The following is a 24,844-nucleotide window of genomic DNA, read 5'->3' on the forward strand; positions in this document are numbered from 1 at the left end:
AGGCGAACTATACGCCTCCACAAATCCCCTGTCAACTCCTGCCTGCATTTATTTTTGACTTTCTCTTCATTCAACTGTTTTTCCTAAATTTATTTTTGATCCATTATTTTTGATTACATCAAATTTGTATTCTTTAGCTGTGTATGTACTTTCTAATTTTCTTGCGAATTGATTATTTGCAAAATCTGTTGCTGTTTTTCTGCACTCAATGTGGTTAAGTGTAAGGTTTGCTCTGCCAATGCTTTATATAGTGTTTGTTCTGATTGTTTTAATGATTGCCAGTGGCGGGCAATGGTATTGCTGTCACCACGTTTAATGGGGCCGGTTAAGGCTTTGTCTGGAGACATCATCTGTAATTGATTGAGATTTTGCTGCATTAGCTGATTTACCAGAGCTTCTGCCAATTCTTGTGGCAAAGACAGGGAAGTCAATATATTTCTTGCGAATGCATTTAAGGTTACTAAAAAATTTGCACTTATGGAGAGAGCGGCGTGATAACGGCTTTTCTGAGCAGAATCAATATTAAAGCAGGATAAGTTTGCTGCCTGTGCCAATTTATATAATAAAGGTAATGCTTCTGCATCGCCTTCTATTGCACATAGATGCCCCGGTAAAGTATTGATGGCCGTTTCTATCGAAGCAAAGGCAAATACCGGATGTAATGAACCTACTAATAATTTTTGTTGATTGTGTGGTATTAATATATTGCTATTTAATGCACCACTAAAATGAAGTATCAATGTGTCAGCCTTTAGCCAGTCAATTTGATGTATTTTCCTACTAATTTCTTTAATGAACTGATCGCTAACACCTATGACTATAATATCCGCTAGTGGTAATGTTTCTAGCTGTTTGTGTACTTGGATGTGCGGTATGTAATTTTTAAGATACTCTGCAGCTGAAAAATTACGATTCCAGACTGCCTGAATATTAATCAGTTTACTTTGATGCCAGATTATGGCTAATGTTGAGGCAACCTTACCTGCACCAACAATGTTTACGCTTGGTCTGTGTGCTTTTTTCAGGCAAATGGAGCTAGTTGTCATTATTAATTTTTCTAACTAAAAGACTATTATTTTACCTGAGGCTTCGTGTTGCAATTGAAGCCTTTTAACCAAAACGGTACACTTCAATACTTACTCTATATTCTAACCATAATTTACTTGGGCAAACACGTTAATGAATGCTGCTTTTAATGTGAAATCTGCGCGTCTGGACACGCTGTCAGTACAATTACTGACAGATGATCTGACTTTGATTAACCAGGAACTAAAGCAACGGGCAGAACGTTTTGGTAATTTACGCAATATGCCTTTTACTCTGGATCTGCAAAATCTTTCCAATCAGGCAAATGTGAATTTAGCGAAGCTGATTGCGCTGTTTGCACGATATAATTTGCGCATTATTGCTATCCGCCATACCGATTTATCCTGGTCCAATCTGGCTAAACAGCATAATATTGCTTTCAGCATTCTTCCAGAGGAACAGGCCAGTGCACGCGTCAAAGCTGTAACTGAGGCGCAAATACCACAAATTACTGAAAAAGAAAAATTTACTTCATCTGTTGCTGCCTTACCAACTCTGGTAATAGATCGCACTATTCGAACCGGTCAGCAGGTTTATGCAGAAAAATCTGATTTAATTGTTCTGGGACTGGTAAGTGAAGGGGCGGAAATTATTGCGGATGGCAATATTCATATCTATGGCCCTTTACGCGGCCGGGCTTTGGCTGGTGCTGCCGGAAATAAGGATACTCGCATTTTTGCACAGTCTATGCAGGCCGAACTGGTGTCGGTAGCAGGAATTTATCGCATTTTTGATCAACAATTACCAGCACATCTGTATCGTCACCCTGTACAGATTTTCCTGCAGAATGACCGGCTGGTGCTTAGTGCGATTCAGGCACATTAATTTTATGACTGATTTTTGAATGTATTGACAGATTCATTTATATAACAAAAAGGATTTTGATTGTGGCAAAGATTATTGTGGTGACGTCAGGTAAAGGTGGTGTTGGTAAGACCACAACCAGTGCCAGTATTTCAACAGGTCTGGCTTTAGCAGGCCATAAAACTGCGGTAATTGATTTTGATGTTGGCTTACGTAATCTGGATTTAATTATGGGTTGCGAACGCCGTGTGGTTTATGATCTGATTAATGTTATTCAGGATGAAGCTACTCTGAATCAAGCATTAATTAAAGATAAACATTGTGAAAATCTTTATGTATTACCTGCCTCTCAGACCCGGGATAAAGATGCGCTTACCCGCGACGGTGTAGAAAAGGTTTTAAAAGATCTGACTGAGAAGATGGGCTTTGAATATGTAGTCTGCGATTCACCAGCTGGTATTGAACAAGGTGCATTAATGGCCTTATATTTTGCCGATGAAGCCATTGTCACTACTAATCCGGAAATTTCCAGTGTACGTGACTCTGACCGTATTCTGGGTATTTTATCCAGCAAATCTCGCCGTGCCGAAACTAATGGAATACCGGTAAAAGAGCATTTACTGATTACCCGTTATTCACCTGAACGTGTAGAAAAAGGTGAAATGCTGTCCGTACAGGATATTCAGGATATTTTGCGTATTCCATTAATTGGTGTTATTCCTGAATCACAAAATGTATTACAGGCATCTAATTCTGGTACGCCGGTTGTTTTGCAGGAAAATTCAGTTGTTGCTGAAGCTTATAAAGATGTTGTCGCTCGTTTGCTGGGTGAGGATCGTCCAATCCGTTTTCTGGATACTGAGAAAAAAGGTTTTCTCAAGCGACTGTTTGGAGGATAAGACATGTCTATAATAGATTTTCTTTTTGGTAAGAAGCAACAATCCGCAAAAACGGCTCGCGATCGTTTACAAATTATTATTGCGCAGGAGCGAGCCACTCATACACCGGATTATTTACCTACACTACAAAAAGAGTTACTGGAAGTGTTATCAAAATATGTTCATGTTTCTTTAAATGATATTCATATTTCTCAGGAAAAGAAAAACGGTATGGATGTATTGGCATTGAATATTACTTTACCTGAAACAGGAAAGAAAAAGGCCAGTTAATGACGCTGACTGAATTGCGCTATATTGTGGCTGTAGCTCAGGAAAAACATTTTGGACGTGCTGCCCAGCGATGTTTTGTAAGTCAGCCTACTTTATCCATTGCAATTAAGAAGCTGGAAGAGGAGCTTGGGCTGGCATTATTTGATCGCAGCAGTAATGAGGTAATGACAACTGATGCTGGCCAGCGAATTGTGGTACAGGCTCGCCGTGTTCTTGAAGAAGCTGATCGTATTAAGCTAATGGCAAATCAGGAACAGAGTGAGCTGGAAGGAATATTTAAACTTGGTCTGATTTTTACCATTGCACCATATCTGCTGCCAAAGCTGATTTTATCTTTGCGAGAGATGGCTCCGGAAATGCCATTACAGCTGGATGAAAACTATACGGATGTATTAAAAGAATCACTTAAGCGTGGTGATCTGGATGCTATTGTGGTAGCAGAGCCATTTGATGAAACCGGGTTGGAAACCATTCCGCTTTATGATGAGCCTTTTTTTGTTATTGTTCCAAAAGGCCATGCTTTCGAGCAATTGGACGAAGTTACACCAAAGCAACTGGGTGAAGAACGGGTATTATTGCTCACCGAAGGCAACTGTATGCGTGATAATGTACTGGCTAGCTGTCAGGAATTGGCTTCGCGTCAGAAAATTCAGGGACTGTCTAATAGTATTCAGGGAAGTTCTATCAATACGATCAGACATATGGTGGCTAGTGGTCTGGGTATTAGTGTCATGCCAGCTACAGCTTTAACAGAGAATGATCATCTGTTGTTCAGTATTATTCCTTTTACCAGCCCGACACCAGAACGGCGCGTGGTTCTGGCCTCCAGACGAAATTTTGTCCGTCCTAAAGCCTTGCGCATGATTAAGTCTGCTATTCTGGCTTCGCAGTTAACTGGGGTAAAATTTATTCATGATGCTGATTAAGTTTTAGAGCAATCAAAAAACGCCTGTACTCTATAACAGGCGTTTTTTGATGCACAAAATTTTCTGATTTAAGTTATATATGATTACAGATTATTTAATCATATGAAAATTGATTAAATAATCTGTAATCTATAAATGAATTTAAATTCAAACAGATTCGAAACAGGATTTTCTATGATTGCATTAATACAACGTGTGAAAGAAGCCAGCGTCTGTGTAAACTCTGAAATAGTCGGACAAATAGATCAGGGATTACTGGTGTTATTAGGTGTGGAAGAAGGAGATGATTTACAAAAAGCTGAACGTCTCTGTGACAAAGTACTTGGTTATCGGATTTTTAGTGATCAAGATAATAAAATGAATTTGAACGTTAAGCAGGCTAATGGTCAGTTACTGGTTGTTTCACAATTTACGCTTGCTGCTGATACTAAAAAAGGGATGCGCCCTAGTTTTACAAAAGGTGCAGCACCAGAAAAAGCCAATGATTTGTATAATTATTTTGTTGAATTATGCCAGAAACAAATTGTGACTAAAACTGGTATCTTTGCCGCAAATATGCAGGTTTCCCTGATTAATGACGGACCGGTAACATTCTGGCTGCAAGTTTGAGTACTTGTATTTATTCAATAGCAAACAAATTAATTTTTAGTATCGGCTGAGTTCCTGCTTTAATACGCGGATATTGGCTTGCCGGTCTGTTATATTTTGTTGCCAGCGCTGAATTTGTGCTGTTGCTCCTTGCTTTTGTGCCTGACGCAACTTTTGCTGGGCTATTGTCAATGCATTCTGTTCACTGACAATATCACGCTGAACCAGTTGTTTTGGTGTCAGTTTGGGTATAGTGATTATTTTAGCCGGTACTGTAGCCATATTATTTTTATTTCTAATCATAGTTACAGTTTCAGGTTTCGGGGGCTGTTGTCGCAGTGAAATACCTATTTTGGGAGAAGCCGGTGTTTTCATTAAGTCACTGTCTCGTCCAAATTCAGCGCTGTACCAAAGACGCTGCAATTGCTCCAAACCCGGAGCATTCTGATTTTCCAGAGAATATTTTTTTAGATTATCATCATCTGCGGGTGGATACTTTGCAATCTGACACTGAACATCTAAAGGTTTGGTTGTATAGCTGACATGATTATTTGCCAGCGGACAAGCATACCAGACCACAGATTTAGGCTCACTGGCTGTGGATACAGCTGCTGTTGTGTCTTCAGCCCAAACCACATTCATATCACTGAAAAACAATAAACAGATAATGAAATAAAAGCTAAATCTGAACTTGTTTTGCATAACAATTACTCGTTACGTCCACAATTAAATACATACACAATGTAGTTTTATAGCACAATTTACTGATTTGGATAATTAACCAGTGACTAAAATCTTTACAAAATATAATTGTAAGACAAATTATCTGGTGTACGTGTATTTTTTATATTATTGTAATATATATACAAAATTTACGTTATTTAATTTATTCTCCCGATGTTTCTGATAATTTCAAAGATTGTACTTAACCACATAAATAAAAATCATAAAATTAATTCATGCTTCTTAAATTTACTTTTAATTAATAATTAACATAATGATAATATACTAAATAATTAGGAAAACAAAATGTTACTTAAATCTAAAAAAGTTTTCTTCCCAGTAATTATTGTATTAATATTATTAGGATTCAGTTTTTATTATGTATATGAAGACCTCTTTGTCGATGAAAGCAAAATAGGTACGGTTGTCGATGAATTCAATGGTGTTAAGGTTTACTACAATGGAAAAATCAGCCATGTAAGTGAAAGAAATATAGCACCAGATGGCTATAATTTAGGATTAAAGTATCAATGTGTCGAATTTATTAAGCGCTACTATTATGAACGCTTTAATCATAAAATGCCTGACAGTTACGGGCATGCCAAACAATTTTTTGATGATTCGATACCAGATGGAAATCTTAATCCTAAACGTAATTTACTTCAGTTCCATAACGGCTCTTCCACAAAACCTCAAGTTGACGATATTATTGTCTTAGGCTGGTCTCAATATGGTCACGTAGCCATAATCAGCAAAGTTACTGACAATGATATTGAGATCGTTCAGCAAAATCCTGGTCCTACTGCCAGTAGTCGTGCCACTTTTCCGTTAATTTATAAAGATGGATTATGGAAAATAGATTCTTTTCGTGTTTTAGGTTATTTACGTAAACGTTAAAAGCAAATTACATGATGAATCACAGAAATAATAGTTATTTTAATGCTGGGCACAAAAACAGTTTGTTAAATGATCATTTACTAATCCCATTGATTGCATAAACGCATAGCATGTAGTCGGACCTACAAAGCTAAAACCACGCTTTTTTAAAGCTTTGGACATAGCGCGACTAATTTCTGTCTGTGTTGGCACCTCTGATAAATGTTTATAGTGATTTATAATCGGTTGATCATTAACAAATGACCAGATAAAACTGGCAAAATCTTCCCCATGTTGCTGCATGGATAGATATGCATGGGCATTATTAATAATTGCTTTGAGTTTGGCCGGATGGCGAATAAGCCCGGAATTCTGTAATAGTGGTTCAATATCGGTAATTGTAATAATTTGATGCGGATTAAAATCATAGAAACAACGCCGGTATTCATCGCGTTTTTTTAATACGGTAATCCATGATAAGCCCGCCTGCTGGCCTTCCAGACAAATCTTTTCAAACAGTTTTTGCCCGTCTCTCTGTATTTTTCCCCATTCAAAATCATGATAGTGTTCATACAATGGGTCGGCGTTGACCCATTCACACCGTTGTTTCAACTGTTTTTGCATAATATTTGAATCCGCTTAATGTTATAAATTTTGCATAGTTATCTGATAATTTTTAATATAACCATGTCTGAATCAGGGTGATAATACCTAAAAGACAGAACAGAATGCAGGCTCCTATACGGATACGGTTTAAGGGTAAACGCTGCATCAGCCAGTTTCCGAAAAATATTACCGGAACATTAGCTAATAACAAACCTACTGTACTACCCAGAACTACTGGAAACAAATCACGGTATTGAGCTGCCAGCAAAATAGTAGCAATTTGGGTTTTATCACCCACTTCTGCCAGAAAAAATAATACTGCGGTGGCCACGAACGGACCGTAACGCATAAAACGAGTATCTACGCCATCATCTTTATCCGGCTTTAACAGCCATAAACCCACTATCAGAAAACTGAAACCTACAACCCAGCCCATTAACTGCGGTGTAAAAAAACGTGCTACTTCTACGCCAAACCATGCAGAAACAATATGATTAAGTAAGGTGGCACAAAGCATACCGGCAATGATGGAATATTTGCGCGAAAATCGGGTTGCTAGAAATAAAGTCAGTAATTGAGTTTTGTCACCAATTTCAGCAAGCGCAACTGGAATGACAGAAGAAAGAAAAGCATGAATCATTTTCAGAATACCGTTGGCGGGCAAAAGACAAAAGACACAATAAAACCCCCGCCGTAATGGTTTTATGTATCTCAAGTCTCGTTAGTCTGCCAACAGGCAAGGACGTTACGACCATACAGTAAAAACTGTAAATATGTTGACCGTAACCACAGGCTTGAAGAAACCACCTGTGCAACTACTCCCTTAAGGCAGGGCATCATAACCCATTCTATACAAACGCAACAAGTGAAATTCTTTAAAAATTCATTGAATTTGATTTCAGACAACAAAACAGGCTGCCATGCTTTATGGCAGCCTGCAATAATAGATTAATCAGATTAATAAAAACCCAGAACTTTCCACCAAACACCACCGATAAACACAAATATAATCAGTTCGACTACACTCATGATGAAACCGACTTTCCACCATTCGCCTAAAGTAACATAGCCTGAACCGAATATCACAGGTGAAGTACCAGTAGCATAATGCGTTAGTGTCATCATGATGCTGGAAGCTGCAGCCATCATCAGTGCAAACAGCATCGGAGGTGCGCCAAGCGCCAGACCGGCAGAATAGAAGGCAGCAAACATGGCTGTAATGTGAGCAGTAGTACTTGCAAACATATAGTGCGCATACATATAAGCCAGTAATAATAAGGCACAGGCACCCATCCAGCCCATACCCAGTCCACCTATGCTGCTTTCCAGCACACCAGAGAACCATTTAATCAATCCGAGTTTATTCAGGAAAGTAGCCATCATGACTAATGCAGCAAACCAGGTAATGGTATCCCATGCACTTTTTTCTTTCAGAATATCATCCCAGCTTAATACACCGGTTAACAATAACATTGACAAACCAATGAATGCAGTAGTGGTCGCGTCTATAATGTATGCATCACCAAACAGCATGGCCGGCACACCTGCCCATAAAATCAGCAATACTGCAAAAATACCCAGCATGATTTTTTCATCACGGGTCATCGGCCCCTGCTCTTTCAGACGCTCTTGAGCAAAAGCAACGGCATTGGGTGTTTGCTTGATTTCAGGCGGATACAACCAGTAAATAATCAGCGGCATCAGGAACATCGCTATCAGACCCGGTATTAACATTGCCAAAGCCCATGTACCCCATGTCAGATTAATATTTTTATTGGTTACATCGGCAATTAGCCTCACAATTAACGGGTTAGGAGCGGTAGCAGTAATAAACATGATTGAGCTGATGGGATTGGCATGATAATTTACCAGAGCCAGAAATTTACCCATACGTTTTTCTGTGCCCTTTTCAGGATCAGAATCATAGCTGGATGCAATAGACTTCATGATTGGGTGAATAATGCCACCGCCACGAGCAGTATTACTCGGTGTAACCGGAGCCAGTATTAATTCCACTACGGCCAGACTATAGGCAACACCTAGCGTACGTTTACCCCATAGCCTAATGAACAGATAGCCCACACGTGCACCAAGACCGGTTTTTAATAAACCGCGCGAAATCATAATTGCCACACCAATCAGCCAGATCAGCGGATTACCAAAACTGCTTAAGGCATCACCCATAGCCTTACTGGGATCATTATTGGTTACACCGGTTAAGGCAACCAGCATAATGGCAATAATAGATAGTGCACCAATTGGCATTGCTTTGCCGATAATGGCAGCAATAACTCCGACAAACATGGCCAGTAAATGCCATGCCTGAGGTGAAACCCCCTCTGGAACCGGTATGAACCAGATAATCAGAGCGATTATCAGCGCAATAGCCGCGGGAATGGGTTTAAACCCAATTTTTACAGGCATACAACATACTCCTAAATCATAAAGATACAGACTACAGCCAGACAGAAATCACTAACCTGAATGTGATTGTATACTTTTATAGCAAAATACCGTCTGATATAAAGCAAAAAAGTATCAGACGGTATTAACGAAAGTCAGATGATTATACTGTTTAAGCCTGAATGAATATAACATACAGCTGTGTAAGTAAACGCTATTGATGTTAAAGCAGATTTTTCGGATGCGATTAAATAGATAAATTTTGCAAAACTATGCTTGAAATCGTGCCGGGCATACCCATTTACGATTCATTAGCAATAGTATGGCGGTGGTAATTAACCACCCTGTTTGCAGCCGTAATGCGGCGCAAAGTACGAAATTAAATAATTAGGAGATTATTAATTATGGCAAAAGTAATCGGTATTGACTTAGGTACCACCAACTCCTGTGTTGCCATTTCCGAAGGTGGCCAGACTAAAGTAATTGAAAATGCAGAAGGTGCACGTACTACGCCTTCAATTGTTGCTTATCTGGACGATAACGAAATTCTGGTAGGTGCACCAGCCAAACGTCAGGCTGTTACTAATCCGAAAAATACTATTTATGCTGTAAAACGTCTGATCGGTCGCAAATTTGATGATGCTGAAGTACAGCGCGATATTAAATCTATGCCTTTTCAGATTGTTAAAGCAAATAATAACGACGCATGGGTAGAAGCACATGGTGAAAAATTATCACCTCCGCAAGTATCTGCCGAAGTATTGCGTAAAATGAAAAAAGCAGCTGAAGATTATCTGGGGGAAAAAGTAACTGAAGCTGTTATTACCGTGCCGGCTTATTTTAATGACAGCCAGCGTCAGGCTACTAAAGACGCCGGTCGTATTGCCGGTCTGGATGTAAAACGTATTATCAATGAACCAACTGCCGCAGCTCTGGCTTTCGGTATGGATAAAGGCGAAAAAGGCGACCGTAAGATTGCCGTATACGATCTTGGCGGTGGTACATTTGATATTTCTATTATTGAAATCGCTGAAGTTGATGGCGACAAACAGTTTGAAGTACTGGCCACTAATGGTGATACATTCCTGGGCGGTGAAGACTTCGACCAGCGTTTGATTAACTACATCATTGATGAATTCAAAAAAGATCAGGGTATCGATCTGAAAAATGATGTAATGGCTCTGCAACGTCTGAAGGAAGCTGCTGAAAAAGCGAAAATCGAACTTTCCAGTGGCCAGCAGACAGAAATCAATCTGCCTTACATCACTATGGATGCTTCCGGCCCGAAACATCTGGCGATGAAAATTACCCGTGCCAAATTTGAAAGTCTGGTAGAAGATCTGATTACCCGCTCTATCGAACCTTGCCGCACTGCAATTAAAGATGCCGGTCTGAGCGTAAATGATATTAATGATGTTATTTTGGTAGGCGGTCAAAGCCGTATGCCAAAAGTACAGGAAGCTGTTAAAGATTTCTTCGGTAAAGAACCGCGCCGTGATGTTAATCCTGATGAAGCTGTTGCTGTAGGTGCTGCTATTCAGGGTGCCGTACTGGCCGGTGACCGTAACGATGTGCTGTTACTTGATGTAACACCTTTGTCTCTGGGTATTGAAACCATGGGCGGTGTGATGACTAAACTCATCAACAAAAACACTACCATTCCGACTAAAGCAACTCAGACATTCTCTACAGCTGAAGATAATCAAAGTGCGGTAACCATCCATGTATTACAGGGTGAACGTGAACGTGCTTCTGCTAATAAGAGTCTGGGACAATTTAATCTGGGTGATATTCCTCCTGCACCCCGTGGTGTGCCTCAGGTAGAAGTTACTTTTGATATCGACGCCAACGGTATTTTGCATGTATCTGCAAAAGACAAAGGTACCGGCAAAGAAGCTAATATCACCATTCAGGCTTCTTCCGGTCTGAGCGAAGAAGAAATCGAACGCATGGTAAAAGATGCAGAAGCTAATGCTGAGGAAGATCGCAAACTATCCGAACTGGTAAGCAGTCGCAATCAGGCTGAAGCTTTGATTCATTCAGTACAGAAATCTTTGACTGAATATGGCGACAAACTGGATGCTGCTGAAAAAGAAAAAATTGAAGCAGCCATCAAGGAAGCTGAAGAAGCTGTTAAAGGCGAAGATAAAGCTGCCATTGATGCTAAAGCCGAGGCTTTAGGTACAGCCAGCCAGAAACTGGGTGAAATGATGTATGCTCAGGCACAGGCTGAAGGTCAGCAGGCCGGTACTCAGACTGAACAGTCACAAAGCAAAGGCAGCGATGACGTTGTAGACGCTGAATTTGAAGAAGTAAAAGATAAAGAGAAAAAAGACTAATTTTTTCCTGATACTATTTAACCCCGCTTCCAAGCGGGGTTTTATTTTATCTGGCCATTGCTCTGCAGACTAAAAAATACCATTTATATCTGTTTATATCTGTCATTTCTGCCGCAAAATTTCTGATTTTATTATTATTACCAGTTTATAATCATTTATACAGATAAAAATATCAATAAGCAGAAATTGTGAATATTTAATGTCCTGTAAAAAAACAGACATATTGGCAAACTGACCGTTACAATAATCGTAGCGATTATTTACAATAAAGAAATACAACTGGAGCGAAAGATGGATTTTTATATTTTACTGATTTTACTTGGTGTCTGTTGTGCCATATTAACTGCCGGATTTTGCGGACGTTCACAACGCTGGGGACCATGGACTATGCTGGTTGGCATTAGCTGCCTGCTAATTCTGATTATGGTGATGATATATAAACTATCGCGCGTTGTCTGAATTCTGATTCCTGTCTGTCGGCTTCATTCTGATTCCGGCAGATGAATAACTATTTAAGAATCAGTTGGAAATCAATGATGGTGATTACAACCAAATAAAATTGATGTATAACATTATCTTCTCTAGCTAAGACTGTTTTCTTCAAAGAAAATTTGAAAAATAGGTATCCACATGCAAAACAAATTAAGCAAAATAACCTGTATCGAAGATTTGCGTAAAGTTGCCAAACGCAAAGTACCTAAGATGTTTTATGATTATGCTGATACTGGTTCGTGGACTGAATCTACCTATCATGCCAATAGTAATGATTTTCAGGAAATTAAATTACGCCAGCGTGTATTGACCGATATGACCGGCCGTACACTGGAAACAACAATGGCAGGTCAGACAGTAAAAATGCCGGTGGCACTGGCACCTACCGGATTAACCGGTATGCAGCATGCCGACGGAGAAATTCTGGCCGCACGTGCGGCCGAAAAATTCGGTGTGCCGTTTACGCTGTCTACTATGTCTATATGTTCTATTGAAGACGTGGCAGAAAATACCAGCGCTCCGTTCTGGTTTCAATTATATGTTATGCGTGACCGCGAATTCATGCGCGATCTGATTCGCCGTGCTCAGGAAGCCAAATGCTCAGCATTGGTGGTTACTGCTGACTTACAGGTTCTGGGACAAAGACATAAAGATATTAAAAACGGGCTGTCTACGCCGCCTAAACCCACACTGCGCAACTGGATGAATCTGGCTACTAAGCCGGAATGGTGTCTGGCTATGCTGAATACACAGCGTCGCACTTTCCGTAATATTGTCGGTCATACCAAAGGTGTTGCCGACATGACATCATTGTCTTCATGGACATCTGAACAGTTTGATCCGCGCCTCAGCTGGAAAGACATTGAAGAAATCAAGAATTTATGGGGCGGAAAATTGATTATTAAAGGCATTCTTGATGCCGAAGATGCAGAAATGGCTGTGAAATCCGGCGCAGATGCAATTATAGTGTCTAATCATGGTGGTCGCCAGCTGGATGGTGCTCCTTCGACCATCCATGCATTACCCAATATTATTTCTGCTGTAGGCAATAATATTGAAGTCTGGCTGGATAGTGGTATCCGCAGCGGACAGGATGTTCTCAAAGCTATTGCTATGGGAGCCAAGGGTACGCTAATTGGCCGCGCATTCCTGTATGGTCTGGGTGCATATGGTGAGGATGGTGTAACACGTGCGCTGGAAATTATTTATAACGAAATGGATATCAGCATGGCCTTTACCGGTCACACTGATATCAAAACCGTTAATAAAGATATTCTGATACCGGGCACTTATCCGGTAGCCGGTTAAATCTGCCTGATTCTAAGGATATTTAAAAGCTATTTGTCTCAGACAAATAGCTTTTTTATCGATACCGCTCATCTTATTCAGCATTTGGTATAACTAACTGGCTTTTTAACTGACATGAACAGGTGACAAAGCCACTTCAGCCGGCTATGCTTGCCTTTTTATTGCTTATTAGACTGTTATGAACATCACTGAGAAAATTGCTTCGGAGCTGAATGTTGCTTCCGCACGAATTCAGGCAGCGATTGACCTGCTGGATGATGGCGCTACGGTACCTTTTGTGGCACGCTACCGTAAAGAAGCCACAGGCGGACTGGATGATACTCAGCTGCGGACACTGGCTGAACGATTACAATATCTGCGTGAATTACAGGAACGCAAACAAACTGTATTATCCAGCATCGAAGAACAGGGCAAACTGACTGATGAGCTGCGCCAGAGCATAGAAGACGCTGATAATAAAACTGCACTCGAAGATATCTATCTTCCTTATAAACCCAAACGCCGTACCAAGGCACAAATTGCACGCGAGTACGGGCTGGCACCATTAGCTGAATCACTGCTTACTCAGCCAGATCTGGATCCGGAAACTGCCGCACAAAATTATCTAAACGACAATGTTGCTGACAGTAAAGCCGCTCTGGACGGAGCGCGCGCGATTCTGATGGAACAATTTGCCGAAGAAGCCGGTCTGATAGGACGTTTGCGCGAGAAATTGTGGCGTGAAGGTGAAATCCATGCCACGGTAATCGAAGGTCAGGAAAGTGCCGGTGAGAAATTCAAAGATTACTTTAATCACCGTGAACCGATTCACAGCATGCCCAGCCATCGTGCTCTGGCCATACTGCGCGGTCGTAATGAAGGTATATTGTCGCTCAGTCTGAAATACCAGCCTGATGATACACCTGCCGGCGAACAGAGTATTTATGAGCAACTGATTGCACAACAGTTTGGTATCGCAGATATCGGACGTGCTGCTGACCGCTGGTTACGTGACACAGTGCGCTTAAGCTGGCGTGCCAAAATTTTTCTTTCATTAGAACTTGAAGCCCTCAACCGACTTAAAGAAAATGCTGATCAGGCTGCCATCAGTGTATTTGCCCAAAATCTGAAAGATTTGCTGCTTGCTGCTCCGGCCGGCCGTCTTACCACTATCGGGCTGGATCCCGGTATCCGTACCGGAGTAAAAGTAGCGGTAGTGGATGATACCGGTAAGCTACTGGAAACAGCTACTATCTATCCGCACCAGCCGCGTAACGACTGGAAAGGTGCTCTGACTGCACTGATGCATCTGGTAAAACAATATAAAGTCCGGCTGATTGCTATTGGTAACGGTACGGCCAGTCGTGAAACCGACAAGCTGGCCGGTGAACTGATTCGTGCCCTGCCTGATTATCATTTGCAAAAAATCGTTGTTTCTGAAGCCGGTGCCTCTGTTTACTCCGCTTCTGCTTTAGCAGCCAAAGAATTTCCTGAGCTGGATGTCAGTCTGCGCGGTGCTGTTTCTATCGCCCGCCGCCTGCAAGACCCGCTGGCAGAACTGGTGAAAATCGACCCTAAATCAATTGGTGTTGGTCAATATCAGCATGATGTTAACCAGAGCCAGCTAGCCAAAAGTCTGGATGCAGTTGTGGAAGATTGTGTAAACGCTGTCGGAGTGGATGTGAATACCGCATCAGTCGCCCTTTTGGCGCGTATTTCCGGTCTTAATAGTACACTGGCACAGAATATTGTCAGTTATCGTGACCAGAATGGGGCTTTTGCCAATCGCAAAACTCTGCTTAAAGTACCGCGTCTGGGCAGTAAAACTTTTGAACAGGCAGCCGGCTTTCTGCGTATTCAGGGCGGTGATGAACCTCTGGATGCCAGTGCAGTCCATCCAGAAAGCTATCCTATCGTTGCCAGAATGCTCAAAACGGCTCAGCTGCGTGCTGACCAGCTGATTGGCAACCGCAGTGTGCTCAAAACACTTAAACCCGCAGATTACATCGATGCTAATGTCGGTTTACCTACGATTAACGACATTCTGGCTGAATTGGAAAAGCCCGGTCGTGACCCGCGCGGTGAATTCCAGACCGCAACATTTGCTGATGGTATCGAAGACATCAGCGACCTTAAACCCGGCATGGTTCTCGAAGGTGTAGTCAGTAATGTGGCCGCATTTGGCGCTTTTGTCGATATTGGCGTGCATCAGGACGGACTGGTACATGTTTCTGCCTTAGCTGACCGCTATATTGCTGATCCGCGTGATATTGTTAAAACCGGCGATGTAGTTAAAGTGAAGGTTATCGATGTTGATATTGCGCGCAAACGTATTGCTCTGTCCATGCGTCTGAACGACGATGCTCAGCCTGCATCCCGCCAACACGAACGACCACGCCGGCAAAATGGTAAAACACAAAATGTATCCGGCACAGATAATGCAATGGCGGCAGCATTTGCCCGGTTAAAACAGCAATAGACAAAAGACCGCTATAAAGGGGCATCTCTGCCCCTTTTTTCATTAAACAGCCTGCATATAATATTTTAGCGACAATCTTTGCCAGACAACGGCACACTTACCTGTGAATGATCCTGAAAAGTATAAACATACACAAAATTAAATCCCCCCAACAGCATACGCCGTGTCAGAGGCTGACGGCACGCCTGCTCTAAATCCTTTTTCACTGATGCCGGATTGAAATTAGCCTGATTTCGCTTACTGTCCAGCATGGTATACGAATAATAAATAGTCTGATTGTGCCGTACAGCTGCTGTAAACAGATTCTGTTTGTGTTGCTGTGGCAGTTTCTTCTGTAAAGCCAGCAATTGCTGATCTACAGACGTAGTCAATACCGGATCAATGACCAGAGGCATATGCCGAGGTTTACTGGCGGCTTCTGCAGAAGCTGCACTAGATTCATCCGGCTGCCGGTTACAGGCTGCCAATAAGCACAAACAGAATAGCGCAATTATTTTTTTCATGGCTGACACTTTCAGAGCAGATACAGACAGGAGTTATCCGGTAATACCGGAAAATTTTGTCCTCTCCCCTTAATTTACTCCAGATAATCAATAATAGTGTAACACGCGCTGATTAATTTTCTACTTGCTTAATAACTTTATTTAAATCATCCATTTTCAGATTCTTGCGTAAATATTCTTCACTTTCAGGTAAAGCAATTTGAACCGATTGCTTGCACTCATACGCCAGCTCAGCATTACTTGCAGAAAAATCAATAACATGACCACCAAGTTTACGTGTAGTATCAATAAAATGCAGATGAAAACCGGCTACAGATAATTCTTTGAAAAATTCTGGCGTCCAGAAACCGATTAATGCGCCAGTGACCTTCTCTACCGTATCTACTACTTGCTGTTCAAAAACTTTAACAACAGACGGATAAGGTTTATGCTGAGCAAACGGGCGACGAATCTTCAGCTCATCAAACTGTCCGCTGATTTTTACTGCCACAAATACATTATCCAGAGGCAGATAGTGCGCCAGATGCGCATACAGATTGCTTTTACAGACATCAGTTATATCCACGACTTTATCAGGCTGAAATGTTGTAACCTGTACGAACGGCAACAGCTCATTATCGCCCATCACCTTAACCGCCTTATCACCGTCGGCCTCCAGAAAATCATGGTCAACAATTACCTCACCGGCCAGCGCATGAGAACAGCCTAAACCAAAATCACCATATTTTTTTGCTTCTCCCACACTAAATACTCCATCAAACAACCCTGCCATCAATGCATTAATGGTTGAAAACTGGACAATTGCTTTTTTCATTTTCTGCTCCGAGAATAGATAATAAATTTTATTTACATATTAATATACTCTAAAATAAAAATTTATTGAATAAACAATGTTTATATGGTTATTGCTGGTCAATTTAATACCAATAAATAACCGGACATCAGCAGAATCAATTAATTATTTTGATAATGTATTTAAATTCAGAACAGCAAGGTTTGAATCAGGTTTTGTATTGCAGTTACACTGATAACAGCACCCAACCTTTGGCAGATATCCTGCTGAAATCAGATTGTCCGGTGCAGGTAAGACTGTTATGGTATAAGCGCTCTCTTTATTTCTGCATCTGCAAGGCAGGTGGTCACAATCAATCAGACTGATTCGAAAACTCACCATGAAATCTTTTGTTTATTATTTTCTGGCTGCTGTTGCTGAAATCAGCGGCTGTTTTTCTTTCTGGGCCTGGCAACGCATGGGCAAATCAGTACTCTGGCTATTACCCGGCACACTGTCACTGTTGTTGTTTGCATGGTTGCTGACGCTGGTGGAAAGCAATATTGCCGGACGGGCATATGCCGTTTACGGCGGTATTTATATCTGCTGTTCGTTGCTGTGGTCTTGGCTGGTAGAAGGATCTGTACCGGATAAATGGGATATCAGTGGTGCACTGGTATGCCTGCTTGGTGCTGCAATCATTTTACTTGCTCCGCGTGGCTAAACAAAATTTTTTTATATGATTATGGTATTTACCAATGCGAAAAGTGACAAGCCGGCAAGCTGCGTCTAAACTTACTATTTATCACTTAATAATAAATATTTGATTTTAAGAAATAATTTAAATCAAATAAAACTTATTATAGTAATTTTATTTTTAAAATTGATACAATTCAGTTATTATGAATCTAATTAAAGGAGATTCTCATGCTCTTTACTGTTGGATATGAAGGTTTAAATATCTCACAATTTCTTTCAATGTTGAGACATTATGGAATAAAAAAAATTATTGATATAAGAGAGTTTCCTATTTCTAGAAAACCAGGTTTTTCTAAAACTGCTTTACGTAATAAATTAAATGATTTTGATATTGGATATATTCATATAGTTAGTTTGGGTTGTCCTAAACCTATCCGAATTGCTTATAAGTCGAATTCAGATTGGAAAGAATACAGTAGAGAGTTTAAAAAATATGTGAAAACTCAAGATGAAGCATTAGCACATGTTTATAGTCTGATGACAGAATGTAAATGTGCACTTTTGTGCTTTGAGGCTAACCCACAACGCTGCCATCGTTCTTTAGTTACTGCTGAAATGATACGTCGTTATGGTATTAAATCTTTTCATGCCGATATAATAGCTGCTAAAAAAGAGAATCCTGTACTTCCTGTTCTAGAGCTTGCATAGCGCTTTGTACTGGTGGATATATTACACTGATAATTAACCATTTAGTAGGAAAACGATGAATTGTACCCATTAAAAAAAATGCATTTTTTTGAATCATATCCTTTTCAAATTTATTTCTAAATCTCTGCTCCCAATCTGGATATTTGGCACAATTCCAATATAAAGCACCAGCTTCCCAATCAGTAATTTTACTTTTTTTAATTTTTTCTTCGTTCTTATATATATAAGAATATTCATAGTAGAATTTGTACGGTAATTTTTTTAAATCACTAACAATATTCGTTTCATTTTCAAAAGTAAGATTAAACTGATATATATTCATTTGAAGCTTATTTAACTCTTCTACTGACCATTCTGGATCTGTCTCGGATTCAATAATTAATTTATTAATTTTTTTTGGTTTCAATATAGCCAGTGTTATGCCTTTTTCTCGTCTAGCCTCTTCTAACTCTTCAAATGAATCATAAGTGGGAACTTTACTTAAAAGTTCAGCTCTCTCGCCCCAATGCTTTGAATCAATAACTTTTAATAATCTGGGGCTATCATTACTAAGATATACACTATAACTTTCTTTTCTTTTATCTCTTTTAGCCTTATAAGTTCTAATATTTATCCACTCCCATTTTTTAAATCGTTTAGCAACGTCAAGCCGCCTAAATGGAACTGGAAATAAACGTATCATTTCCCCTTTATCATCAATACCAGCTACACATGAGGTTTCAATATATTTTTTTGAAGGTGAAGGATAAGTCTTGGCTAAAATTAACACTTTTTTTATTTCCATATTTATTCATTTATCTCCTTTATTTAAAAAGTATAAAATACCAGAAAAGTTAACACTCGACTACCTTATCTAGAAGTTTATTAAATATAGAATTTATTATTTATATACATAATTAATATAATTATTTTGATCTGGAATACTTTCTAATTTTATCATTTTAAATTCACTTAATGACAAGCCGGCAGGCTGAGTCTAAACTTATCGTTTATTGCTGAACAAACTATAGCTGTAGATTATTATGCTACTGAAGAGTTTACTTTCATTATCGTTAGGCACATTTGCACTGGGTATGGCAGAATTCAGCATGATGGGTATTCTGCCGGATGTAGCGGTTTCACTGAATATCAGTATCGCCCAGGCCGGACATTTTATTGCTGCTTATGCAATCGGTGTCTGCTGCGGTGCATGGCTGTTGGTATTAAGTTACCGTCTGCCACCCAAAACCATTTTATTGTCATTATCGGCATTGATTGCCATTGGTAATATACTGGCTGCATTATCTCCGGGCTATATAACCTTACTGGTAGCACGTTTTATTTCCGGCCTGCCGCATGGCGCATACTTCGGTATCGGCTCCATTGTTGCTACCAAACTTGCACCGCCGGGACGCTCTGCGCAGGCTGTAGCACTGATGATTGCCGGAATGACAGTAGCCAATCTGATTGGTGTACCAGTAGGTACATGGCTGAGTTTGCATTTAAGCTGGCGTCTGGTATTTACTCTGGTGGCTTTAGTGGCCATCATACTGGTATTCACCTTACGGCGTTTTATCCCGCAAATGGATCGTTTACCCGATACCGGTATTCTGGGACAATTCCGTTTTCTGAAATCTGCTGCACCATGGCTGATACTGGCTGCCACCATGTTTGGTAACGGCGGGATTTTCTGCTGGTTCAGCTATATTAGCCCCTTACTCACACAGGTATCCGGTTTCAGTGGTAATCAGGTCAGCTTACTGATGGTACTGGCCGGCGCCGGTATGGTCGCCGGTAACTGGTGCGGTGGACGTCTGGCCGACCGTTATACACCGGGTCAGGTTGCAGCCGGCTTACAGGGACTGGCAGCCGCAGCACTATTACTGATTTTCCTGTTTGCATCGAATAGCTGGTTATCAGCCATACTAATGTGTGTATGTACATTCTGTCTGTTTGCCGTATCCGCACCACAGCAATTATTATTACTGCGTCACTCTCCGGGCGGGGCATTGCTTGGAGCCGCCAGTGTACAGATGGCATTTAATCTGGGTAATGCCATTGGTTCTTATAATGGCGGGCTGGCCATCAGCCATCACTGGGGGTATCAATATCCGGCATTACTCGGCGTGCCACTGACATTAATTGGTTGTGCCTGCCTGTTGTGGTTTCACCGTCGTTATGAAAATCAGGGACAGGATATCTGAACTATAAGGAAATAATAATGGATGAATCTATACCACCGGAAATCAGGCAACGTCTGCAACTTGCCAAAAAAAATGGTAATAAAACCGAACAACTGCGTTTATGGCAGGAATACAGTAGTCAGCAAGGCTTTTCCAGTGAATGGGTAATGGCCGCACGGCTGGGAGAAGCAGGTTATACAGATGAACAGGCTCATATGGTAGCCTGTCTGTTTGGCCGATGCTAGTAAGTACGGGTTATATTATAAATACTTATGGCTGAAATTATTGTTGAAACACACCCGCTGAAACCTTTTTTACCTGCAAATGCGCGGCTGCTGATGCTCGGGTCATTCCCTCCGCCTGCCGGACGATGGAAAATGAATTTTTATTACCCGAATCTGCAAAATGATATGTGGCGTATTTTCGGGCTGGTATTTTTTCAGGACAAACATTACTTTTTTACTGATAACAATAAAGCATTCAACGAAAAACTCATCCGTACTTTTTTATCAGAACGCGGTATAGCCATTAATGACGCAGCCTATCAGATCAGACGTTTACAAAATAATGCAGCCGACAAATTCCTCGAAGTTGTTACGCCGGTAAACTTGTCGGCAGTACTGACTCAGATTCCGCACTGTCAGCATATTATGACTACCGGAGACAAAGCTACCAGCACATTATTACAACTATTACCAGCAGATACGCCAGTACCGACTATCGGCCATCCCAGTCACACTATACTGGATAGCCGGCATTTAACTTTATCTAGACTGCCTTCTTCATCGCGTGCTTATCCGCTTGCACTGGAACGCAAGGCAGCAATTTATCGTGATTATTTTGCTAACATTGGGTTATTGAATTAATTTTAACTATTCAGTGGGGGAATTTTTATGCATATTCTGATTTTTGGTGCCAGTGGCGGCGTTGGCAGGGCATTGGTTGAGCAGGCATTAGACAGCGGAGATGAAGTAACTGCTGCGCTTCGTTCGCCGGAAAAATTTGATTTACAGCATCCTAAATTACATATTCGCCACTGTGATGCATTTAATGCTGCTGATGTAGCGGCACTATTTACCGGTAACAGCCAGTATGATGCTGTCGCTTCTGCTCTGAATACCAATCAGGGAGTTAAACCGGGTGATGATTTGCAGCGCATGCTTGACAACATCGTTACACAATTACAGAAACATGGCATTAAACGTATTGTGTATTGCGCCTCTGCCGGCGTGGATAATGAACTTGAAGGAGAGCGCGGTCAGGCTGCAATGGAATTTTTACGTTATCCGCTGGCAGACCATCGGGCGGCAATCGGAATCATTCAGGCAGTCGGTCTGTCTGCAACCATTGTGCGCCCGCTTGGCTTAACTAATGATGCGCTTTCGGCTCATTATCTTGAAGCAGCACAGGGTGTACCAGCAGGAAGTGGTCGTATTGCCCGCGCAGATGTGGCACATTTTATGCTGAAAGCACTGCACAATGATGCTTATATCGGACAATCTGTCGCATTATCCGGCGTCTGAATAAATAATTGCTATAAGATATATCTGACCGTCTGTTTGCTGTAGCAGGCAGACGATTTATTATTTGCGGATTTTTCGATAAAACGACGCTTCACCCTCCGGACGGGTTTTAAAGCGTTTATGCAACCAGTAATATTGTGCCGGCTGTTCACGTATTCTTGCTTCAATAAAATCGTTCATGCGCTGAGTATCGGCAACCACATCTTCACTGGGGAAATGTTCCCACTGCGGATAAAAGCGCAGAGTTACTGTACCATCAGCCTCGCGGGTTGGAATAGCAGGAATCACTTTTGCCTTAGTCAGACCAGCAATCCGGCTCAGACCGGCGATTGTAGCAGTTGGAATTCCGAAAAAATTCACAAAAATTGATTCACGCCGGCCAAAATCCTGATCGGGCAGATAAAGAAACGGAGCGGTACTGGTTTTGATTTTCTTGATAATTGCACGCAGCCCTTCCGTACGCCCAATCAGAAAAACATTATGATAACGATGACGTCCTTTAAGTATCTGCTCATCCATCTGTTTGTTTTTCTGATGTGAGTAAACACTAATCAGAGGTACATCCTGGTTAAGAGCATAGACAGCTGCTTCAAAAGCCGTAAAATGCGGATAAAGTAAAATTACCTTTTCACCCGCGACGAGAGCTTCATCAAGATAATGTTTATCCTGATAACGCACCAGCTTTTTCAGCCGGCCTGCATCTCCATACCAGTACAAACCATATTCCAGTAATAACATGGCCATATGGTAGAAATGTTCACGCAGTATTTTGCGCCGCTGCTGTTCTGTCCATTCAGGAAAACAGTGACGCAAATTAATCAGACCAATACGTCGTCTTGGTGCTACCGCATAATAACTTACCCAGCCTACACAGCGTGCCAGCGCATGAATCATACATAATGGCAGTAATTGCAGCACATACAAAAAAGCAAACGCCAATTTCATCATCATTACTATTGTTACCTAACTGATTATCGCCAGCTCTATCATTAACTGCACTCTATTGTACACAAGCTGCGGTCACTTTACATTCACTGTTGTATATAACTTATTGCAATAACACCAGAGCAAGTAGTGACAGGCAAAATACTCCGGATAAAAATAAATACGGCCTGCTAAGACACAGACCGTATGAACCAGATTACAGACAAACTAATGTGCCCCGCCGCCACCGCCACTGCCAAACGGCGGTCTGGCAAACCACACCAGTACAATCAGAATCAGGAATGTCATCCCATACAGCCAGAACAGATCATTGGCACCCATAATATGAGCCTGCTGCCCTATAGTCTGCTCAATCGAACCCAGCGGCTGAGTATCACTTAAACCGAGCTGGTTCATCCCCTGAATTGATTCATTCATCGTACTGTTATAAGGATGAATGTTTTCTACCAGTTGTGTATGATGCAAAGCCTCACGTTTATCCCATAACACATTGACCATTGAAGTACCAATACCGCCGGCCAGAATACGCACAAAATTGGAAATACTTGAAGCACTGGCAATCTGTGAGCCGGACATATTAGACAAAGTAATCTGGGTTAGCGGCATAAAGAACATAGCCATACCAATCCCCTGCACAAACTGCGGCCAGAATACATCCATAAAACTCATACCGGCATTAAAATTGGTACGCCAGAAGAAACAGATGGCATATACAGTAAAGCTGATGGTTACCAGCACCCGCATATCCAGCCTGTTACCAAACTTACCAATCAATGGCGACAACAATACCGGGAAAATACCGATAGGCGCCGTTGCCAGCCCTGCCCAGGTAGCGGTATAGCCCAACTGCATCTGTAACAGCATCGGCAATAAGACAATTGCACCCATATAGGTCATATAGGCGGTACTGAGCGTAATCACACCTACCGTAAAATTACGGTCTTTAAACAGGCGTAAATCCACAATCGGATATTTTGCATACCATTCCCAGATAACAAAATAGCTCAGACATACTGTGGCAATAACCGCTAAAATAATGATTTCATTGGATGAGAACCAATCCAGCTCATGACCACGGTCAAGCATCATCTGTAAGGCACCCACACCCACAACCATCAGGGACAGCCCCATCCGGTCGATTGGCTGGTTTTCGGTTTCAGTTTCGCGTTTTTTCAGCATCTGCCATGAAATACCCGCGGCCAGCAACCCGATTGGTACATTAATAAAGAAAATCCAGCCCCAATGCCAGTTGTCACTGATAATCCCGCCAAGAATCGGGCCGAAAATCGGTGCCACAATAATCACCATTGACCACATAGCCAGCGCCATCGGGCGCTTTTCCGGCGGATAAGCTGCCATCAGCAGACTTTGTGACAGCGGAATCATCGGACCGGCTACGGCCCCCTGCAATACACGGAAAAACACCAGCAATGCCAGACTGGGGGCAATACCACATAAAAATGAGGCCAGCACAAAGGACAGTGTAGCCACGACAAATACTTTTACTTCACCAAAACGGCGTGCCAGCCAGCCAGTTAGCGGTACAGAAATAGCATTTGCCACAGCAAACGCCGTAATTACCCACGTACCCTGACTGTTGGCTGCACCCAAATTACCGGTAATAGTCGGTAATGCCACATTGGCGATAGTTGAATCCAGCACCTGCATAAAAACGGCCAGTGACAGAGCCACCGTAACCAGAGCAAGTGCCGGACCTTTTAAAGGAGAATGCGTCATTCAAGCAGCCTTATCGC

Annotated in this window: 26 protein-coding genes; 16 read left to right on the plus strand and 10 right to left on the minus strand. The window is 41.4% G+C overall.

Annotated elements, in window-relative coordinates; translation table 11 throughout:
• Positions 1-152 precede the first annotated feature (152 nt).
• Positions 153-1,046 (minus strand): Rossmann-like and DUF2520 domain-containing protein, encoded by an 894-nt coding sequence (locus tag H3V01_RS10505; protein WP_198186755.1) that lies wholly within the window; start codon positions 1,044-1,046, stop codon positions 153-155.
• A 133-nt stretch (positions 1,047-1,179) separates the two neighbouring features.
• On the opposite strand from H3V01_RS10505, the gene minC reads away from it, so the two are divergent.
• The 5 genes from minC to dtd all read left to right on the plus strand — a co-directional run bounded on the left by minC (position 1,180) and on the right by dtd (position 4,594).
• Entirely contained in the window at positions 1,180-1,911 is a 732-nt protein-coding gene (gene minC, locus H3V01_RS10510) for a septum site-determining protein MinC (protein WP_078474460.1), read from the plus strand.
• Positions 1,912-1,973: 62 nt separating this feature from the next.
• Complete coding sequence (minD, locus tag H3V01_RS10515; RefSeq protein WP_198186756.1) at positions 1,974-2,789, plus strand: septum site-determining protein MinD; 816 nt, start codon at positions 1,974-1,976, stop codon at positions 2,787-2,789.
• Between the two features lie 3 nt (positions 2,790-2,792).
• A complete protein-coding gene (gene minE, locus H3V01_RS10520; RefSeq protein WP_025329959.1) occupies positions 2,793-3,059 on the plus strand; it encodes a cell division topological specificity factor MinE in 267 nt (88 codons plus the stop codon).
• Positions 3,059-3,985, plus strand: coding sequence for a hydrogen peroxide-inducible genes activator (locus H3V01_RS10525; RefSeq protein WP_025329958.1), 927 nt, complete (start codon positions 3,059-3,061; stop codon positions 3,983-3,985). Before minE ends, H3V01_RS10525 begins: the two co-directional genes overlap by 1 nt.
• Before the next feature lie 174 nt (positions 3,986-4,159).
• Positions 4,160-4,594, plus strand: a complete 435-nt coding sequence (gene dtd, locus H3V01_RS10530) for a D-aminoacyl-tRNA deacylase (protein WP_025329957.1) — start codon at positions 4,160-4,162, stop codon at positions 4,592-4,594.
• A gap of 36 nt (positions 4,595-4,630) precedes the next feature.
• On the opposite strand, the gene H3V01_RS10535 is transcribed toward dtd, so the two are convergent.
• On the minus strand, positions 4,631-5,209 hold the full coding sequence (locus H3V01_RS10535) for a hypothetical protein (RefSeq protein ID WP_198186757.1): 579 nt from the start codon (positions 5,207-5,209) through the stop codon (positions 4,631-4,633).
• A 393-nt stretch (positions 5,210-5,602) separates the two neighbouring features.
• Between H3V01_RS10535 and H3V01_RS10540 the strand changes: the two genes are divergently transcribed.
• Positions 5,603-6,193, plus strand: a complete 591-nt coding sequence (locus H3V01_RS10540) for a CHAP domain-containing protein (RefSeq protein ID WP_198186758.1) — start codon at positions 5,603-5,605, stop codon at positions 6,191-6,193.
• 39 nt (positions 6,194-6,232) lie between these two features.
• Here the strand turns inward: H3V01_RS10540 and H3V01_RS10545 are convergent, their stop codons facing one another.
• The 3 genes from H3V01_RS10545 to H3V01_RS10555 form a co-directional block, all read right to left on the minus strand.
• Positions 6,233-6,796, minus strand: a complete 564-nt coding sequence (locus H3V01_RS10545; protein ID WP_084562171.1) for a DNA-3-methyladenine glycosylase I — start codon at positions 6,794-6,796, stop codon at positions 6,233-6,235.
• Positions 6,797-6,848: 52 nt separating this feature from the next.
• Positions 6,849-7,415 carry a TMEM165/GDT1 family protein gene (locus H3V01_RS10550; protein WP_198186777.1) on the minus strand — a complete coding sequence of 189 codons (567 nt, stop codon included), beginning with the start codon at positions 7,413-7,415 and terminating at the stop codon, positions 6,849-6,851.
• A gap of 320 nt (positions 7,416-7,735) precedes the next feature.
• The gene (locus H3V01_RS10555; protein ID WP_198186778.1) at positions 7,736-9,190 is read right to left on the minus strand and encodes an anion permease; all 1,455 of its coding nucleotides are present in this window, start codon (positions 9,188-9,190) and stop codon (positions 7,736-7,738) included.
• 395 nt (positions 9,191-9,585) lie between these two features.
• Between H3V01_RS10555 and dnaK the strand changes: the two genes are divergently transcribed.
• The 4 genes from dnaK (at position 9,586) to H3V01_RS10575 (ending at position 15,778) form a co-directional block, all read left to right on the plus strand.
• A complete protein-coding gene (gene dnaK, locus H3V01_RS10560; protein ID WP_198186759.1) occupies positions 9,586-11,520 on the plus strand; it encodes a molecular chaperone DnaK in 1,935 nt (644 codons plus the stop codon).
• A gap of 291 nt (positions 11,521-11,811) precedes the next feature.
• Positions 11,812-11,979 (plus strand): hypothetical protein, encoded by a 168-nt coding sequence (locus H3V01_RS10565; protein ID WP_167539456.1) that lies wholly within the window; start codon positions 11,812-11,814, stop codon positions 11,977-11,979.
• A 171-nt stretch (positions 11,980-12,150) separates the two neighbouring features.
• Positions 12,151-13,320, plus strand: coding sequence for an alpha-hydroxy acid oxidase (locus tag H3V01_RS10570; protein ID WP_025329950.1), 1,170 nt, complete (start codon positions 12,151-12,153; stop codon positions 13,318-13,320).
• A 178-nt stretch (positions 13,321-13,498) separates the two neighbouring features.
• Entirely contained in the window at positions 13,499-15,778 is a 2,280-nt protein-coding gene (locus H3V01_RS10575; protein ID WP_198186760.1) for a Tex family protein, read from the plus strand.
• 65 nt (positions 15,779-15,843) lie between these two features.
• On the opposite strand, the gene H3V01_RS10580 is transcribed toward H3V01_RS10575, so the two are convergent.
• Entirely contained in the window at positions 15,844-16,281 is a 438-nt protein-coding gene (locus H3V01_RS10580) for a hypothetical protein (RefSeq protein ID WP_198186761.1), read from the minus strand.
• A 112-nt stretch (positions 16,282-16,393) separates the two neighbouring features.
• Positions 16,394-17,095, minus strand: a complete 702-nt coding sequence (gene budA, locus H3V01_RS10585) for an acetolactate decarboxylase (protein WP_198186762.1) — start codon at positions 17,093-17,095, stop codon at positions 16,394-16,396.
• 358 nt (positions 17,096-17,453) lie between these two features.
• Between budA and H3V01_RS10590 the strand changes: the two genes are divergently transcribed.
• Complete coding sequence (locus H3V01_RS10590) at positions 17,454-17,777, plus strand: YnfA family protein (RefSeq protein ID WP_198186763.1); 324 nt, start codon at positions 17,454-17,456, stop codon at positions 17,775-17,777.
• Positions 17,778-17,980: 203 nt separating this feature from the next.
• Positions 17,981-18,460: a DUF488 domain-containing protein gene (locus H3V01_RS10595; RefSeq protein ID WP_198186764.1), complete on the plus strand. Its 480-nt coding sequence runs from the start codon at positions 17,981-17,983 to the stop codon at positions 18,458-18,460.
• Here H3V01_RS10595 and H3V01_RS10600 read toward each other — a convergent pair.
• On the minus strand, positions 18,417-19,244 hold the full coding sequence (locus tag H3V01_RS10600) for a hypothetical protein (protein WP_198186765.1): 828 nt from the start codon (positions 19,242-19,244) through the stop codon (positions 18,417-18,419). The genes H3V01_RS10595 and H3V01_RS10600 overlap by 44 nt on opposite strands.
• A gap of 238 nt (positions 19,245-19,482) precedes the next feature.
• On the opposite strand from H3V01_RS10600, the gene H3V01_RS10605 reads away from it, so the two are divergent.
• Genes H3V01_RS10605 through H3V01_RS10620 form a run of 4 tightly spaced genes read left to right on the plus strand, consistent with a single transcriptional unit; the run spans position 19,483 to position 22,145 of the window.
• Positions 19,483-20,643 carry an MFS transporter gene (locus H3V01_RS10605; RefSeq protein WP_198186766.1) on the plus strand — a complete coding sequence of 387 codons (1,161 nt, stop codon included), beginning with the start codon at positions 19,483-19,485 and terminating at the stop codon, positions 20,641-20,643.
• A 17-nt stretch (positions 20,644-20,660) separates the two neighbouring features.
• Complete coding sequence (locus tag H3V01_RS10610; RefSeq protein ID WP_025329944.1) at positions 20,661-20,867, plus strand: hypothetical protein; 207 nt, start codon at positions 20,661-20,663, stop codon at positions 20,865-20,867.
• Positions 20,868-20,894: 27 nt separating this feature from the next.
• Positions 20,895-21,488 carry a uracil-DNA glycosylase family protein gene (locus H3V01_RS10615; protein ID WP_198186767.1) on the plus strand — a complete coding sequence of 198 codons (594 nt, stop codon included), beginning with the start codon at positions 20,895-20,897 and terminating at the stop codon, positions 21,486-21,488.
• Between the two features lie 27 nt (positions 21,489-21,515).
• The gene (locus H3V01_RS10620; protein ID WP_198186768.1) at positions 21,516-22,145 is read left to right on the plus strand and encodes an NAD(P)-dependent oxidoreductase; all 630 of its coding nucleotides are present in this window, start codon (positions 21,516-21,518) and stop codon (positions 22,143-22,145) included.
• Between the two features lie 60 nt (positions 22,146-22,205).
• Here the strand turns inward: H3V01_RS10620 and H3V01_RS10625 are convergent, their stop codons facing one another.
• Both H3V01_RS10625 and H3V01_RS10630 read right to left on the minus strand, forming a co-directional pair.
• Positions 22,206-23,090 (minus strand): lipid A biosynthesis lauroyl acyltransferase, encoded by an 885-nt coding sequence (locus tag H3V01_RS10625; RefSeq protein ID WP_198186779.1) that lies wholly within the window; start codon positions 23,088-23,090, stop codon positions 22,206-22,208.
• Positions 23,091-23,297: 207 nt separating this feature from the next.
• Complete coding sequence (locus tag H3V01_RS10630) at positions 23,298-24,827, minus strand: DHA2 family efflux MFS transporter permease subunit (RefSeq protein WP_198186769.1); 1,530 nt, start codon at positions 24,825-24,827, stop codon at positions 23,298-23,300.
• Between the last annotated feature and the right edge of the window lie 17 nt (positions 24,828-24,844).

The organism is Snodgrassella sp. M0351, from assembly GCF_016100575.1.
Taxonomy (GTDB): Bacteria; Pseudomonadota; Gammaproteobacteria; order Burkholderiales; family Neisseriaceae; genus Snodgrassella; species Snodgrassella alvi.